The sequence below is a fragment of the Nocardia sp. NPDC047038 genome (genome assembly GCF_040644075.1).
GTDB classification, from domain to species: domain Bacteria; phylum Actinomycetota; class Actinomycetes; order Mycobacteriales; family Mycobacteriaceae; genus Nocardia; species Nocardia sichangensis.
Genome location: NZ_JBEYVQ010000024.1, coordinates 40291 through 56058, shown reverse-complemented (window position 1 = coordinate 56058; position 15768 = coordinate 40291). Strand labels below are relative to the sequence as shown.

Annotated in this window: 16 protein-coding genes and 3 pseudogenes; 11 read left to right on the top strand and 8 right to left on the bottom strand. The window is 64.8% G+C overall.

The genetic code is table 11. The annotated features are described in order from the left end of the window. Positions 1-177: 177 nt before the first annotated feature. The gene (locus ABZ824_RS36820; RefSeq protein ID WP_356969174.1) at positions 178-2178 is read left to right on the top strand and encodes a hypothetical protein; all 2001 of its coding nucleotides are present in this window, start codon (positions 178-180) and stop codon (positions 2176-2178) included. Between the two features lie 372 nt (positions 2179-2550). On the opposite strand, the gene ABZ824_RS36815 is transcribed toward ABZ824_RS36820, so the two are convergent. Beyond that, positions 2551-2841 (bottom strand): hypothetical protein, encoded by a 291-nt coding sequence (locus ABZ824_RS36815; RefSeq protein WP_356969172.1) that lies wholly within the window; start codon positions 2839-2841, stop codon positions 2551-2553. Positions 2842-2993: 152 nt separating this feature from the next. Here ABZ824_RS36815 and ABZ824_RS36810 point away from each other — a divergent pair. The 3 genes and pseudogenes from ABZ824_RS36810 to ABZ824_RS36800 form a co-directional block, all read left to right on the top strand. Then, positions 2994-5099: pseudogene (locus ABZ824_RS36810) on the top strand (DUF4158 domain-containing protein); the annotation flags it as partial. A gap of 511 nt (positions 5100-5610) precedes the next feature. After that, entirely contained in the window at positions 5611-6045 is a 435-nt protein-coding gene (locus ABZ824_RS36805) for a hypothetical protein (RefSeq protein WP_356969170.1), read from the top strand. Positions 6046-6129: 84 nt separating this feature from the next. Next, positions 6130-7767 (top strand): hypothetical protein, encoded by a 1638-nt coding sequence (locus ABZ824_RS36800; protein ID WP_356969169.1) that lies wholly within the window; start codon positions 6130-6132, stop codon positions 7765-7767. Positions 7768-7996: 229 nt separating this feature from the next. Here ABZ824_RS36800 and ABZ824_RS36795 read toward each other — a convergent pair whose 3' ends face one another. From ABZ824_RS36795 to ABZ824_RS36780, 4 genes are read right to left on the bottom strand one after another with little or no spacing between them, the layout of a single operon-like run. Next, positions 7997-8455 carry a DUF6262 family protein gene (locus ABZ824_RS36795; RefSeq protein WP_356969167.1) on the bottom strand — a complete coding sequence of 153 codons (459 nt, stop codon included), beginning with the start codon at positions 8453-8455 and terminating at the stop codon, positions 7997-7999. Continuing rightward, positions 8445-9614 carry a site-specific integrase gene (locus ABZ824_RS36790; protein ID WP_356969165.1) on the bottom strand — a complete coding sequence of 390 codons (1170 nt, stop codon included), beginning with the start codon at positions 9612-9614 and terminating at the stop codon, positions 8445-8447. The genes ABZ824_RS36795 and ABZ824_RS36790 overlap by 11 nt, the downstream gene beginning before the upstream one ends. Positions 9615-9661: 47 nt before the next feature. Then, positions 9662-9949 (bottom strand): hypothetical protein, encoded by a 288-nt coding sequence (locus ABZ824_RS36785; protein ID WP_356969163.1) that lies wholly within the window; start codon positions 9947-9949, stop codon positions 9662-9664. Then, positions 9946-11052 (bottom strand): site-specific integrase, encoded by a 1107-nt coding sequence (locus ABZ824_RS36780; protein WP_356969161.1) that lies wholly within the window; start codon positions 11050-11052, stop codon positions 9946-9948. The genes ABZ824_RS36785 and ABZ824_RS36780 overlap by 4 nt, the downstream gene beginning before the upstream one ends. 263 nt (positions 11053-11315) lie before the next feature. Here ABZ824_RS36780 and ABZ824_RS36775 point away from each other — a divergent pair, with 263 nt between their 5' ends. The 3 genes and pseudogenes from ABZ824_RS36775 (at position 11316) to ABZ824_RS36765 (ending at position 11888) form a co-directional block, all read left to right on the top strand. Then, positions 11316-11537 carry a recombinase family protein gene (locus ABZ824_RS36775; RefSeq protein WP_356969159.1) on the top strand — a complete coding sequence of 74 codons (222 nt, stop codon included), beginning with the start codon at positions 11316-11318 and terminating at the stop codon, positions 11535-11537. Further along, positions 11534-11662: pseudogene (locus tag ABZ824_RS36770) on the top strand (recombinase family protein); the annotation flags it as partial. The gene ABZ824_RS36775 and the pseudogene ABZ824_RS36770, both read left to right, overlap by 4 nt. A 97-nt stretch (positions 11663-11759) precedes the next feature. Then, positions 11760-11888 (top strand): helix-turn-helix domain-containing protein, encoded by a 129-nt coding sequence (locus ABZ824_RS36765; protein ID WP_356969157.1) that lies wholly within the window; start codon positions 11760-11762, stop codon positions 11886-11888. Between the two features lie 232 nt (positions 11889-12120). Here ABZ824_RS36765 and ABZ824_RS36760 read toward each other — a convergent pair whose 3' ends face one another. Both ABZ824_RS36760 and ABZ824_RS36755 read right to left on the bottom strand, forming a co-directional pair. Beyond that, entirely contained in the window at positions 12121-12288 is a 168-nt protein-coding gene (locus ABZ824_RS36760) for a hypothetical protein (protein WP_356969155.1), read from the bottom strand. 305 nt (positions 12289-12593) lie between these two features. After that, entirely contained in the window at positions 12594-12797 is a 204-nt protein-coding gene (locus ABZ824_RS36755) for a type II toxin-antitoxin system RelE/ParE family toxin (protein WP_356969154.1), read from the bottom strand. Between the two features lie 253 nt (positions 12798-13050). On the opposite strand from ABZ824_RS36755, the gene ABZ824_RS36750 reads away from it, so the two are divergent. Beyond that, on the top strand, positions 13051-13275 hold the full coding sequence (locus ABZ824_RS36750; protein ID WP_356969152.1) for a hypothetical protein: 225 nt from the start codon (positions 13051-13053) through the stop codon (positions 13273-13275). An 817-nt stretch (positions 13276-14092) separates the two neighbouring features. Here ABZ824_RS36750 and ABZ824_RS36745 read toward each other — a convergent pair. Further along, positions 14093-14311, bottom strand: coding sequence for a gas vesicle protein G (locus ABZ824_RS36745; protein ID WP_356969150.1), 219 nt, complete (start codon positions 14309-14311; stop codon positions 14093-14095). A 318-nt stretch (positions 14312-14629) separates the two neighbouring features. On the opposite strand from ABZ824_RS36745, the pseudogene ABZ824_RS36740 reads away from it, so the two are divergent. The 3 genes and pseudogenes from ABZ824_RS36740 to ABZ824_RS36730 form a co-directional block, all read left to right on the top strand. Beyond that, positions 14630-14867: pseudogene (locus ABZ824_RS36740) on the top strand (recombinase family protein); the annotation flags it as partial. 114 nt (positions 14868-14981) lie between these two features. Beyond that, the gene (locus tag ABZ824_RS36735) at positions 14982-15374 is read left to right on the top strand and encodes a LecA/PA-IL family lectin (RefSeq protein WP_356969148.1); all 393 of its coding nucleotides are present in this window, start codon (positions 14982-14984) and stop codon (positions 15372-15374) included. Between the two features lie 220 nt (positions 15375-15594). Further along, entirely contained in the window at positions 15595-15717 is a 123-nt protein-coding gene (locus ABZ824_RS36730) for a hypothetical protein (RefSeq protein WP_356969147.1), read from the top strand. Positions 15718-15768 lie beyond the last annotated feature (51 nt).

Sequence of the window (15768 nt, the reverse complement as noted above, 5' to 3'; positions counted from 1 at the left end):
CCCGTATTGCGGGATTGGTTGGCCTCTCAGCACGGTGCACGTCTCCCTCTGCGGTGGGGTCGGGATCGGCCTCGGCTACGTCGGTGTCGAGCGGCTCCCACAGGCGGCAACAGCGGTGCCGATAGGTGCGGATGTGTTATGTAGGGTCGTGGGCGACGTCGGCCTGCAGGAGGCACAGTGCCCATTCCGCGTTCGGACGAGCTGATTTCGTTGATAGCCGCGGTGGCTGAACACAAGGGATACTTGTGCACGGCGACCGAAGACCGCACGCAGGTCGAGTTCATCGGTCCGTGCGGCGACGGCCCGCACATCCTGCGGCTGGACACCCTGTGCCGTATCCTTGAGAAGGCGCCACTCGACCAGTGGCTCACACTCGTCGCCGATCATGTCGGCCTGTTCCTCGCGCAGGTGGATCTGGAATACACATATCCACTCGACATCAACGATTTGGCCACGGTCCGTGGCCGGCTAAGGACACGGTTCGCTCCGGACGATAGCGAGTTGGGCACCGGGATCGTCCGCCGCGACATCGCGCCGGGGATCATTCAGATCGTGGTGATAAGTCAACCTCTCGCGGTCGTAGTGGTCACTACAGACGTGTTCACGAACTGGGAAATCGACCATACCGAACTCTTCGACCTCGCCGAGGCCAACACCCGCGCCGAGGGCAGCCTCGATATCGAATGGTGGAACTGTGACGATGCCCACTTCGCCATACTGAGCAATTCGAGTTTCGCCAGCGCCCATGCGCGGTGGCTCGGCGACTACCCGGTAATCGGAACCCACGGCGCACTTTTTGTCACGTCGCACGAGGGATGCGTATACACCCACCCGATCATCGGTCCGGATGCACTGACTGCCATAACCATGCTCGGCAAGACGGCTGCCACCACCTTTCGCAACGAACCGCGGCCCATCAGCCCGAGGGTCTATTGGTGGAAAGACTCGAAAATCATCCTGGCCGCCACCACCGAGATCGATGAAGACGGCGCTGTCGACGTACACCAGACTCCGGAATTCGATGCGCTGCTGACCAGCCTGGCGGTGACGTGCGAGTTCGGGGTGATACCGGTGGGCGACATCGGCACGGCCTTCGCCGCGTCCGAATGGCATCAGCAGATGTGTACCGGTCCTGACGATACTTCGGCGCCGCCTACTATCCGCGATCTCGTGGCCGAGATCGAACGTGGCGGTGCCGCTGTAGGATTCGATGCGGTCGTGGCGGATTCGCGCGGTGCCGTCTTGCGCACCTGGGGGCCGGGCCGAGGCCAACAGTTGTATACGGTGTTGGATCTGACCAAGGACCGCGATCTCGCCGTGCTCGACGTGGAGAACGGGCAGCTGTACGACCCCCGCGGGCATGCCGATGTCCGCGTCACCGTCGGCGATGGGCGGAGGCTGCCCTATCTCACTGCCCCCCTTCTCGAGGACTTCATGGTCGCTACCGCCGACCCGGACGATCCGTTTCTGTTGGTCGCCCGCGCCGACGAGACCTACATTCGGATGCGGCGGCACGAGTGGATGTATGAAATGGAATACCGAGCCGGGTCCGCCACGGAGAACTTCCGCTTCTATACGGTGCTGTACAGCGTGGTCCGTGACGTCATCTGGGAATGGGCCTGCGGCGATCCATCCTGGAAGGTCGCTGTGCAGTGGCGGCGGGTCGATCCCGAATCGCCAGGAATCGAGTCGGCATCGTGGACCGAATTGCTGCAGAATCAGGTGTCGGCGACGGGTGTGACTCTCGACGCGATCGCGCTTGCCGAGACGCTTCTTCCGCTAGTGGATATACCGATTCCGCTGGTGTCCTCGGCGCGCAAGCAAGGACTGGAGATCGACCCGAGCACATTGCGCGGACTGGGATCAGAACATGCCGCGCAGGGCTTGCCGGTCAGCGACGCCGAAGAAGCTCGATTCGTAGCGGTATCCGACGACCCGGAATATCCGGAGCGGCGCACCCCGGATGGGAGGCATTCGAACGAGAACCTCGCGGCTGTCAACCGCTCAGATTGGACTTCACATGAGCCTGAATCAGGTCACTGTGTTCTCATGCTGTACAAGTCCGCCAGCCGCGCTGCCGCCGTGCTCACGTTGAACATCGAAGACCTGGACGTAGCCAACAAACAGGCCAAGATCACCGCCAAAGGCGGCCACACCATGTGGATCACCCAGGTATAGACACCGCCCTCCCGCTCCCGAGGCTTATCGCCGGCCGCGAACGCGGGGCCTCTGTTCATGTCCAACCACCGACCCGCGCGACATCTGCCCACAAACCGGCCGCGCCCGCATCCTGCTCGCCCACCACGGTAACCGGCGCAACTCCGCCACCTATCTCGGCGAGGCCAACGTCTCCGCCAACATCATCATGGCCAGGACCGGCCACAAATCCCTACGGTCGGTACAGCGCTACGTCGAACCCGACTCGCTGCCGTTCACCATGCCACCGGGACGCTGTCCAGGCCACGACGCCGGAATTGGTTCCCTACCTGCGAAAACTCACGCTTTGGCGGCTTCTGGGTTACCTTGGCTTGCACCCCGGCAAGTCCGTTGTCAGGACCAGTCTTCGATCTCGACCGGACCCCCGGCCGAGGAGAAGCGTCGGAAGGTCGGCTGGTTGCGGCGCCGCGGCGGCTTCTTCTTCGGAGGGACGGGGCGGTAGCCGCGCCACAGTATCCCGGTATGCCAGATCCAGCCGTGGTTCCAGTAGTGCCGGGCCGGGGTGGTCAGGCCAGAGGCGGTGATCGTGTCGCGCAGTCGTTGACCGTTCGCGCCGATCCCTCCGGCCAGCAGCAGCGCGCTCGGTTTGGGGCGGGTTTCCTGGAACACCAGGGCCGCGTCCACCAGGGGTCGCCGTAGTATTGGCCGAATTTCGGGCGGATACGGCGTAGTGGGCTGGTAGAGCAGGGTTTTCGCGTTCGGGGTGCGCGGCCGGGTGGTTGGTGCTTGGCTTGGCTGCCGATGAGGATTGATCGGCGTGTTGGAGGTCGGGGTTCGTGGCGACGAGGGTGTTCGCGGACGAGGAGTTGGAGCGTCTGCGGGGGTTCCCGGAGATCAGCCGCGAGGAGTTGTTCCGGTATTTCACGCTGACCCCGGCTGATCTGGCGTTCGTGGATCCGGGCCGTGGCCGGGGTCCGGCGGATCGGTTGGGGCTGGCGATCGCGTTGTGCACGCTGCCGTGGCTGGGGTTCGTGCCGGACCGGTTGACCACGGCACCGCCGGTGGCGGTGGCCCGGCTCGGCGAGCAGCTTCGGGTGGATCCGGTCCTGATCGGCTCGTACGGCAAGCGTGCCAAGACCCGCACCGAGCATGTGCGGCTGGCCGCTCAGTATCTGGGTTGGCTGTCGGCCGGGCCGCTGGAGTCGAAGGAGCTGGACGAGTTCCTGCTGGCGCGGGCGATGGAGCACGATTCCCCAACGCTGCTGTTCCGGCTCGCTTGCGAGTACCTGATCTCGGCACGGGTGATCCGGCCGGGCCCGGTCACGGTGGTGGAACGAGTCGCACACGCCCGCCACCAGGCCCAGACCGAAACCTACGACCGGCTCGCGCACGAGTTCACACCCGAGCGCTGTACGGAGCTGGACACGCTGCTGGTCACCGATCCCTCCCTCGGGGTATCGCGGTTGCGGTGGCTGTCGACCGGCCCGGTGGAGGCCTCCGCGCAGGCGGTGAAGGCCGAGGTCGAGAAGCTGGGGTTTCTGCGCGGTCTGGGTGCGGACCGGCTGGATATGTCGGTGCTGCCCGCCGAACGTCGCCGGTTCCTGGCCACGATGGGCCGCCGCCTGACCCCGCAGGCCCTGGAACGGCGAGAGCCGCAGCGCCGGTATCCGATCCTGTTGACGGTGCTGGCGCAATCGGCCACCGACGTACTCGACGAGGTGGTGACACTGTTCGACCAGGCGATCTCGGCGAAGTTCGGCCAGGCCGAGCGGCGCATGCGCCACGAGCTGGCCGAGCGCGGCAAATCCGGCGAGGACCGCCAAGCCCTGCTGGACGAGCTCCTCGAAATCGTCACCGATCCGCAGATCACCGACGAGGAGATCGGCGGTCTGATCCGGGGCGATGCGATCGGGTGGGATCGGTTGCGGGCGGCGATCGCGCAGGCCAAGCCCCGTCTTCCGCGTGATCACGGGCATCTGGCCGCGCTGGATTCGTCGTACAACTATCTGCGGCAGTTCACCCCGGCGGTGTTGTCCGCGGTACGGTTCGCCGGCGGCACCGCGGCCACCGAGCCACTGATTGCGGTGGACATGCTGCGTGAGATGAATGCGACTGGCCGCCGCAAGGTGTTCGACGAGGCCCCGGCCGGGTTCGTGCCGACGAAGTGGCGCGGCTATCTCGAGCAGGCCCGGAATCGGGCAGTGTCACCGCGTACCGGCACTACTGGGAGTTGTGCGTGCTGCTGGGGTTGCGGGATGGGCTGCGCAGCGGGGACGTGTACGTGCCAGGCTCGCGCCGCTACGCCGATCCGGCCGCGTATCTACTCACCGCCGAGCAATGGACGCCGCAGCGCAGTGAGTTCTGCCGCCTGGTCGGCAAACCCGCCGACCCCGGCGAAGCCCTGGCCGCGGCGACCGACGAGCTGTGTGAGGCGGTCGGAGAGCTGGAGGCGGTGCTCGCCGGCGGGGACGGCCCGGTGCGCGTGGACGAGGGCGGGGATCTGGTGATCTCGCCGCTGACCGCCGAAGACGTTCCCGCGGAGGCGGTTCACTCAAGGCAGAGCTGACCGAGATGCTGCCGTTCGCGCCGATCGTGTCACTGTTGATCGAGCTGGACAAACGCACCGGCGACCTGGACTGCTTCACCCACGCCTCCGGCAAACAGACCCGCACCCGGAGCTGAAGCGCAACCTCATCGCGGTGGTGCTGGCCCACTCGACGAACCTGGGGTTGACCCGGATGGCGGAGGCCTGCGGCATCTCCTACGACATTCTGGCGTGGACGGCGGAATGGTATGTGCGGGAGGAGACCCTGCGCGCGGCGAACCTGGCGATTATCGACTACCACCAGCGGCTTCCGCTGACCACGGTGTTCGGTGCGGGCACATTGTCCTTGAGCGACGGGCAGCGGTTCCCGGTGCGCGGTAAGTCGACTACGGCGCGGGAGATGGTTATCCACGGTGGCCGGGTGCTTACTTCGACTGCCCGGGACCCCTTCGCGTTGAAATCGGGCACGTCCGGCTCATAGCCACGGTGGGCGTTGCAGAGAACTCGCAAGACCTCTATCGGTTCCCATTGCTGGGAGGTCGTGGTGTCCGAGCCAATTATGGTCGTGCCTGGTAGGCGAAATCGGAGGATGTGTGGCCGAACCTCATGATCGGCTGGATGAGGACTCGTGGGCGGTTCCGGCGAAATGGTGGCCCAGGGCAGCGCCTTTTCGGGGGCTGGGCCCGGCACGACAGTTGACGTCTCGGCCGCGAACGCCTGTTACACCCACCGAGCTCGCCCGGTATCGCCAGGTGATCGAGGGTGCTCTGGCGTGCCCGCCCCGCCGTGGTGCGTATTGGCTTTCCGAGGCGGGGGCCAGGTTTCTCGATTCACGCGTATCCGCGAAAGGCGCAGCAGTTGTATGCGCACTCGTGCACTCGGAGCCGCGCAGTCTAGCTGACACGTGGGTGGCCGAGTACGGGCTCGAATTCGCGGCGGAAGCAGCTGTGTGGATGTCCGGGGTGCTAATGTCGAGTTCGGTCGTATCGGGATCCCAGGGCGGTACGTGGAATCCTATCCATCTGACCGCGCCCGAGCCGAACGAACCAGGACCATTACGTGCCTACAACGTGCTGCGGCGGGTTCGGGCGCACCTGGCGACTGCATCCGAAGAGCATTACCGGACCGCCGTCCAACGCCTCGGTACGCTGCGCGGCGATGCCGGCGGTCGAGGGGCTTCCGGTCATATCGGTGACCTGTGGGTCCGGGTCGCCACGTCGTACCTGCTTCCGACCGAACAGGTCTGGATCGATGCAAATCTTGACAAGATGCCGATCGACAAGTCGCGCAGCTCACCGCCCGAGCAGCAGCTGCGCTGGTACAGCAACGATTTCGGCGCTTAGTCGGTTCCGTCTGATTCCTCGGATTCGCTTGCCCTTCTAGCCGCTTCCGCCACCACCGCTGAGCAACTCACTCGCCTCACCGAAGTGGTCGAGCCAGCACGCCTTTTTCGTCATGGGTACAACATCGCGACCCAGGTGGGTCCCGCCGCCGCCGACGTCATCGCGGCGATGCTGGATGCCAGGCTTCACGCACCCTACAGTTGGGGCGCTGACCTACAGTCCACTCGCGAGCTCGCCGACATGCTGTCCCGGTTTCCGACCGACGTCGCGATAAAGCTGCTCCAGGCTCGCACCGACAACGGGTTGGTGTACGGTGCGCTGTCCAGATCCGCAGGCCGGTTCCCGCGCCGTGCGAGGAGGTTGCTGTCAGCCGATCCCACCCGGAGGGCGCCGGCTCATATCGTTCGGGCGCTCGAACGTCGAGTACAGCAATTCATCAGCGATGCGTCGGCTCACCAGTGTGGTCAATCCGTACATCTACGCAACGCCGAATCACACGAACTGCCGGATGTCCTGGCGTCGCCGCCCTGGCGTCGCGCACCTTCGCGGGCACAGCACCTTTCCCTCGAAGAACGCCCCGACCGCCCGCTGCGGCTGGACTGGCGGCCAGGTGAACGGGAGCGGTGGGCTGCGATGCCGATAACAACGGGGTGGTGGTATGAACACGACATGCTCGAGGTGGTCAGCAGCGCCCGGAGCATCGAGGATTACCGTCGCTCAGTGCAGGACGTCGACCAGGAGCCCTTCGTCCTCGCACTGATATCCGACGACATCGCGCATCCGATCCTGCGAGAGTTCAAAGTCCCGCGAGCAGTCCACTCGCAGGTGATTTTTCAACGCATTTTGGGAAGGTTCGGTGCCGATACCCTCGATGCGGTCGTTGCGACGATGGCGCAACATCCGTTGCGGATGGCTCCGGTCATGGAACCCGTCGACGGCAGTCGTGTAGCCGTGCTGATGATGCGCTGCCTTGGGTTCCGCCGGACCAATCGTGCCGCGGTCGCTTGGTGGCAACGGCATGCCGACACGGCCGTCGAAGACCTGATTCCGATTGCGCTGAGTCGGCACGGCAGCGATCGCATGCTTGCACAGCACGCGCTCCACACTATTGCCCAAATTGGTCACCGCAGCGCAATCGACAGCGCCGCAGTAGATTACGGCGAGCAGAGCCGCACAGCCATCTCCGCGATGGTAGGCGACGATGCGATACAGTCTGCGCTGCCCCATCGGATTCCTCGACTGCCGACGTGGCTCGTCCCTGCCCTGCTTCCTGCCATCTTGCTACCAGACGGCAGCGCAGCGCTGCCGGAATCCGCGGTGGAAGACTTCTGCACGATGCTGGCGATGTGCCGCCCCGAATGGCAATACGCCGGGGTTCGTGTTGTCGCGGAAACGGTGGATCCGACGGCGCTCGCGGAGTTCACATGGGGCCTATACGAGGCTTGGATGTTGGCCGGTTGCCCCCACCGTGACAACTGGGTGTTGCATGCGCAAGGCCTTGTCGGGAATGCAGACACGGCGCGCCGACTATGTCAGCAGATCCTCGAGGGCGGGTGGCGGGTCGGAGAGTCTTCGCGCGCTGCACTCGACGCGATCACAGCTATCGGTGGTGATGAGGCAGTCACCTGTCTGCGTGCCATCGCCGCGAGCTCATCCAGTGGTTTGGCTCGCAAGGCAGGACACCGGATCCGTGAGCTGACGGAACCACACAGCGTGCGTTGAAAGCAGCGCGCATCGACGATGCAGGTAAGAATCGTGTCACCCGGTACGTGAAGCGTCGCTGCCCGCTTGATCCCACGTTTGGAGTGCCGGACGGTGAGGAGTCGACCGCAGCCGGAGTGGGCGGAAACGATCGTTATCTTGAGCTATCTGTGGTCGTGGACTTCTGACCTGGCCTTGTTCGTCGGAGACGGTGTCCCCGGCGAACAAGTACTGAGGTGAAAAGCGTTGGTTAGCAGGGGCCAATCGTTGCGGAGTTGCGATGCCGACCGTGGGCTGGTGGCGGTTCGGCGGCTTCTGAACTGGGGCGAATGCCGGCATGTCGTAGTTGCCCCAGAGCTTGGGCGAGTTGTTGACGTAGCCGATGGTTGTCCTCGGTCAGTTCGCGGTTTCGGGCGTTGGCGAGTTCCAAGCGGCGGGCCAGGGAGGAATCGCTGCTGCGGTGATGTGCTGGCAGTGATGTGGTCGGTGCGCGGCGATTCAGCTCACGAAGTCGCTGGACTTCGTCTCGGATATCGGGCTGGGAGTAGAGCCAGGACCGCGAGACCTCGGCCGTGGTGGCAACGATCCGAAACGTCACCGCCGCTCCAGCGGCATCGAGTTCACGGATGGCTCGGATTGCCTTGCTGCGGGCCAGTTCGTGCCGGTGGCGGGCGGTGGCGAGAAGATACTTGGAGTTATCAGCTCGCATTCGGTGCTTCCTCCGCTGCTGTGTCAGGATCGGTTTCGAGCGCGGTGATGATGCTGGTCAGGTTGCCCAGCACCTGCCGGTTCATCTCGGCGAGCCTCTGTTGACCGCGTGCCTCAGCTGATGAGATCAGCTCGATGACCTGCTTCTGTTGGTGTCGGTGCTGGGGAAGGAATTCGGCGGTCGTGACGAACATCGGACACGTCAAACAAGCGTTGGCGTGCGGGCAGGTCTTCACCAGTGGCAATGAGCAATATCCGTTGGGAAGAGCTTGGGTTGCTCGGCTGACGCGTTGCTTGGCCCAGGCCGCTTCGGCGAGTGGGCCGTCGGGATCGAGAGTGACTGTCTGGCCGGCGTTTCCGACCTTGCGGGCCGATTCCCAGTGCCGGCGGATGGTCGTGTCGGACAGTCGCGCGTAGCGGGCGGTCATCATGTGGGAGTCGTGATCGAGGATGCGCCGGACGACTTCTTGCGGGACGTCGCGGTTGATCAGCTGCGTCCCGAGGGTGTGTCGCCATTGGTGGGGTGTGATCCGGATTTGCTGACCGTGCTCGTCCTGGATCGCGCAGCTGGCCAGCCAGCGTTGCAGGGCGCGGCGGTATGCCGATCCGCTCATAGGCAGCCGACCGTCGGCATTGTTCCGAGGTTTCGGGAACAGTCTGGGAACACCCTGCGGCCATTGGACTTTCAACTGTTTCAGGTGTTGTGCGATGGACTGTTCCAGTTCGTCGTCGATCGGGACGAGCGCTTCGCGGCGCATCTTGTGGTTGAAATACCTCAGGTAGGGTGCGCCGTTACTGTCGCGGACCACGCAGTCGACCGCTAGCCCGAGTGCGTCGATGACCCGGAGTCCGCCGCGCATGAGAATCACGGTCACCAGCCGATAGGCGGGGATGGTCCAGCGGTCGAGGTTGTCGGTGTGTTCGAGCTGTGCCATGACGTGGTCGCTCAGCGCGCGGGGCAGCCATTCACCTTCTTTGGGGTAGTCCTCGGGGAAGAACATGGCGTTGACCGGGAGTGTTGTGTCCCAGTCATGTTGACGGATCGCGGTCAGGAACTGGTTGAGCTGACCGATCAGGTGCCGATGCATGACGCGCCCGCCGAAGGTGGCGTGCAGAAAGGCCAGATAGCGTTCCAGCAGGAGCCTGTCGATATTCTCCAAGTGGGCGACCGGAGTCGGTTGCGAGGCGAGGAACACGGCGAATTGTGTTACGGCGTTGGTTCCCAGTACTGCTGTTGCTGCGGTTTTTCCGGTCGATATCCGCCACCGAGCCCAGCGCTTCGCCAGCTCTTCAGCCAAGGCTGGGGAATCACGTCGAAGCGGAGGTAAGCCTGATGGCTGGGTTGGCGGCGCGCTCCGAGGCGGCGCAGATCCCAGATGTCGCGGCCGTATTCCTCCGCCCACGGGTCGTCGTGCCGACGGGTGCTGGTCGACGAGCCGCGCCGCGGTGCCCCGCTTGCCGCGGTAATGCTGGTGACCTCGGCGGTCGGATTCACAGCGTCACCTCGTTTCCGGTGAACCAGCCGGCCTTTTCCAGGACCCGCCGAGCGTCTTCAACGGTGAGATGCCCGTAAACAGTCGAGGTGACGGTCAGATCGGCGTGCCCGAGGATCTTGGACACGACCTCGATCGGCACTCCATCGCGCAGCATCCGAGTGGCGGCGGTGTGCCGACACCAATGCGGATCGAAGTCGATGCCAGTCCGCCGCCGCAGTCGACAAACCAGGTCATAGACCGCCGGATAAGACCAAGGCCGTCCGTGCGGTGAGGCCCAGAGATTGACGAACACATAGTCCGAGTCCAGGTCCCCGTACTCGGTGTGCAGGTAATCAGCGTAGAGCCGGATCAGCTCGGCGCTGACCGGAATAGACCGTCGCCGTTGCGATTTCGTTCGTGCGCCGTTGTCGTTGTCACGCGGCACCACCACGACCTCCCGTTCCGCGGCGGCCAGGTCCTCATGGCGCAGGCCCAGCGCCTCGCCGACCCGCATCCCGGTCTCGTGTAGCAGAGCGAACAGAAACCGGTCCCGCAACCGGCCACACGCGTCGAGAATCGCCTGAACCTCGTTAGCGGTCAGCACTCGCGGAAGGTTCCGCGGGGCGTTCAGCGCGATCGCCCGCCGTGCGTGCGGCCCGCCTTTGGTGATGTGGTGCAGAAACGGTTTCCAGCCGGTTCCGCGCCGCCCGCCCGGCTGCCATGTCACCATCAATTCGGCCAGGTCCACGCCGCTGCGCGCGGCATGCTGGTAGAAGGCGCTAACCGCCGAAAGCTTTCTGTTCACCGTCGATTCCGCGCAGTGATGCTCCACCGACGGTAGCACGGTTACTGCCCCGTTCCGGGCCAGCGGCGGGCGACGCAGCCAGGACACAAATTCCGCGACGTCCTCCAAATGCACCGCGCGCCAATCCAGGCCACGTCGACCGAGGAAGACGAACCAGTCCTTCAGATCATGCGCATACGCCTTGACCGTATTCGGTGATCGCTCGATATCGGTCAGATACGCCAGATACCGCTCGACCGGCGCCACCGGCCCGTCGTCGCCGAGGACCGTCCACGACTCACGCCGTGAGATCGGGGACAGCACACGCACCACATGCATAGCTCCTCCAAACCAATCCGCGAGATGAACGGGCTGTAGGTAACCACGTCCACCACACGAATCCCAGGAGCAGAAACCCTCGTGCTCAACATCAACGACACAGCCCTGAAGCCTCTACGAACGTTTCCGACCCACACGAACCCTCACCCGCAGCGACCCACGAATCCGCAGGTCGGCGAACCTCCCCGGTGGGTCATAACTCGTGTGCGGAATCTACGGGACGAAAACCTGGCATGTCAGCCCTTTATGGGACAGTTGCGGGCATGGCACGGTTCGGATACGCGCGAGTCTCCACCCGCGGACAGAAAGACGACTCCCAGATCGACGCCCTCACCGCCGCCGGGTGCGAACGGATCTGGGTGGACAAGGCCTCCGGCAAACTCGCCCGCCGCCCGGAATGGGACAAATGCTTCGAACACCTACGACGCGGTGACGAACTGGTCATCACCCGCCTGTCACGGCCATTCCGGTCGGTACCCACATGACCGAACTCGCCGCCGCACTCGACGAACGCGGCATCGACCTCATCGTGCTCAAACAAGGCATCGACACCACCACCCCCGCCGGGCGGTTCCTGTTCCACGTCATCGCCGCCATGGACGAGATGACCGCCGACCTCATCAGCGAAGGAACCCTCGAATGCCTGCAATCCGCACAAGCCCGCGGCCGTATCGGCGGTCGACCCCCCGGCGCTCACAGAGCTGCAGGTGCTCAAGGCCCGCGAGATGTACGACGAACTCGACCACCACGGCAGCCGCAAATACACCGTCACCCAGATCGCCGACACCTTCAGCGTCTCCCGCAAAACCATCTACCGCCACCTGCCCACAACCTGAACCCCAGACCCGCCCACACCAGCGACTACGGCAAATCCGCCCGATTCTCCGGCCAGTCGGGGACCTCGAACCGGAAACCCGACATCACTGCTGGTCAAGCCATTGTCGTTGCTTTTCGCGCGATTTCACCAGTCAGTCAGTCCGGAACCCCTACTTCAAACCCTCACTCCAGGCTATGCGCGACTGACCAGCCTGATCGGACCCGGCGCTTCCCGCACCCGCTGACCGGCAGCTACGCCATATCCGCCCGAAATTCGGCCGATACTACGGCGACCCCCAGATACAGCGGCATCCCCGCCAGTTCGGCGAGTTCGCGGCCGAACAGAAACGACGCGGCCGAGGACAACCCCATCAGCCCGAGCGCGGCCCACACCGCGACCCGTCCGATCCATCCGCTCATCACTGCCTCCTGACACCCACCACACGACAGGCAGCTGTGCGGGGAAACGTTGGGAGAGAAGGCAGGCCATTACAGCTTACGGCGGGCACCGATCGCTTGGGTGAGATCGTCGCGGAGACCCGTGCGGGTCGGGGTGCCCGGCTGGCGGACCGTACCCGCGGCAACGAGTGGGTGCTGCCCGACTGACAGACCTCGCACCAACTCGCCGGGTTCCGGTCGGGGGAGCCGCTACGTTCACCACACCGAGACGGCGGGCACCACACACGCGGCCGGATTCGAGATCAGTTCGCGCTACCGCAGACCGGTCAGAGGTGGTGGTCGAGGTCCATGCGCTGATGCAGGATGCGGATGATGTCGATGACGCCCTCATCGGTGGGGCGGTAGTAGAGGGTGTGCGATTTGGCGGCGAGGTTGCGGTAGCCGGGGCGGATATCAGGCGCGCCCGAGGTGCTGGCCAGACGACTGGCATCCGGCAGTGTGAGTGGGGTTCTGCATTGCGTAAGAAGCAACGAAGTTCGGGTAGCCGCTGAGGGGCCGATAAGAACTGCTAGGACAACGGCCTGGAAGCCGAGAGAGATGTTCCGGGCCGTTGCCGGTCACCCGATTGGGGGGCTGCCGAGTTAACCCGGGCGACGCCTTCGATCCTACCGGAACACGGCAGAACGCGGCAGGTGGCGACCACGTTCGCGGGGGTTCGGCGAACGTAGGCTGCGCAACTATGACCGAGGATCTGCAAGAGCGTCTGATCGCGCTGGAGCGGTAGTGGCGGACTTGACCTGGCGGATGCGCAGCGTGGAGCGGGACGCCGCTGCCGCGCGGATGCTCGCCGGTGACGCGGATCGGGACGTGGCCGAGATCAGCGCGCAGACGCAGCGACTTCCGCCGGGCCACCGGGGAGAACTTCGCCGCGATGCGTCCCTGGCAGAGCTGCGCACCCAGATCGCGACCCTGCTGACGTCACTGACCAGCCGCGACAGCGACCGGTAACCAGGCCGACGACCGAAGAAGCGGAGTCGCTGACCTTCACCAGTGAACACGACACCGCAGGCTCAGCCCTGTCGTCCCGGCCGAACCTGCGGCGTTACGGCCAGTGCCCGAGCGGCGGCTCAGACCCCGACCTCACCCAGAAGCCTGCCACTTGACCCCAACATGTCAAGCATCTACCACCGGCCGCGACAGCCCCCGCCCGAACTGCCCGTCACCCCAGGTGAGCGGGGGTAACGTCGTCGGGGCCTCGATACCCCGTCGAGGAAGTTCGCCTCACTACCGCTTCGGCCCCCGGAACCCAAGCTTGCACCGGGGCCGAAGTCACATCCTGGAGAGCTCTCGACCGCCCTCCGTGATCCGATGCCTGTCGACCTGCGAAGATTTCGGTTCCGAGCACGAAACCGAGTGCGAAGCCGCCTCCACGCGAAACGACCCCGGCCACTTCCCAGTCGGCTGATGAGGGTGTCGGGGCCGCTGTCTATCCGCGGTTGCCGCACCCCGGTGTTGTGAGGACTCGGGCGCGGCGAAACCCATTCGCGCACGAAAACTATTTCGCACCAAACTATTTGAAACACGTTCCATCGTGCATGCATGAAAAACGCTGTCATACAGTCGGTTTGGGTGTGCGAGAAACGGGCGGAAGGTCGTGGATCGTCTGTCCTAGTCTCGGCGACGCCGGATGCACCCGTGGGTGCGCTGAACACGGGATGGTTCACGACACCGCAGGCCCGGCCCTGCCGTCACGACCGAACCTGCAACGTTACGGCCAGTGCCCGAACTCGAACGCATCAGATTTTAGTCCTCGGCCTCACAACGGTTAGTGCTGCATCCGGAGGAACACTTGTTGCTGAGCGGCGAGCTTTTGCTGCTGCGACAACTCGCCCACGGCGGCGGCTTCGGCGATCTGCTCGAGTCGCCCGCGCATGACCGCGGGGTCCGGTCCGGTCTTCTGCTCGGCCTGGTCCCGGAGGGTCTGAGCGCACCGGATCACCCCGATGACCACCCTCAACGGCGAGGTGACGACCGCGCCGATCACCCCCACAGCCGGGCCCTGTCGCGGCTGGGGTGCCCGCCTCGGCAGCTGACCAGCGCCGAGGCAAATCGTCGATCGGTTCAATCATCGGCTTACATCCCATCCAGTGGTGTGGATCGTCGGTAACGACCGCCCCATCAGAGGCGACCGATCCGACAGCCAACGGTTACCCACCAGCGGCGGTAATCGCGGTGACCGCAAACACGGGTCCCGCAACCCCTCGAACGCCCTGCGGGCGTCGACGACCGCGAGGCCCGCCGACAACCGCCCTGGCGCTCGAGCAGCCCAGCCGAGCCGGGAGGCAGTGCGGCAGCTCGATGACGGATCGATCTTGAGCGCACCTTCGTCGGCAAGGCCTCCGGGAAGGACACCGCACGCCTGCAGCTGGAGCAGCTGCTCGCGCGCGACGGAGCCACCCTGCGATCGTGCACTCCATGGACCGCCTCGCCCGCAACCTCGGCGACCTTCGCCGGTTGGTGTGCCCTCTGACCGTCAAGGGAGTGTGGGGGAGTTGGTGAAAGAGTCGCTGACCTTCACCGGGGAGGATTCGCCGACGGCAACCCCCTTCTCTGCGCCGGGTCCTGTAGCGCGCCGTCCACCGATACCTCTTCTATTTGCCGAAAGGTAGCTATAGTTCCGGGGTCACATACTGGAACGATCGAGAGGTGCCACCATGAGTAACTCGAGCGTTGTCACGGTGCCCGCGAAGGCCGAGGACGGGGTGAAGTCCGGCGTGACGGTCAGCCGCGACGATGTCTTCACCGTCTCCGGCAGCGGGCGGGCGGCCTACGGCCGAGGCAGCACGACCTACCCTGATGGGACCCGGTACATCGACGGCAAGTACGCCGGGGCATACATGAAGGCCGAAGGTGTGGTGCCGGGAGCGCCGATCGGGACGTTGATCGTGCGCGTGGGTTCGGGCCCATGGTTTGCCGCGGGCTCCGCCCAGACCTTCCGCGCACTCGAGGACGGCGAGGTGATCGTCGCCTACAACGACTGGCCCGGCAAGTACGGCGACAACTCCGGCGAGTACGTCGCGACAGTGGAGAACCACGGCAGCATCTAGCCTGCCGCCGAGCAAAGGCGACGAAAAGAAGTAGACGGTACCCCACCAACTCCGCCTAGGTGGGGTACTTCGTCAGTCGGCTTCCCTGGATGGTGATTGCCGCCGCACCCGTCGGGCACCGACTCTTCTCTCTCTCTCTTCTCGGAGGCGACACGCACTGGCGAGCGCTGTCCGGGAAGTGCAAGAAGACATCACCTCTTCCCGCGTAGGCTGGCGGGCTATGGCATCAGAGGATCTGCAGGCGCACGTGGCCGTGCTGGAAGCGCAGGTCCGTGATCTAACTGGGCGGTTGCACATCGCCGAACAGGACGCCGCGGCGGCGCGGGTGGCTGTGGCAGCCTGATCTGGCCCCGGTGTGACGGTCTGAGTTGGCCCCACTTGCGACGCGCCGGGC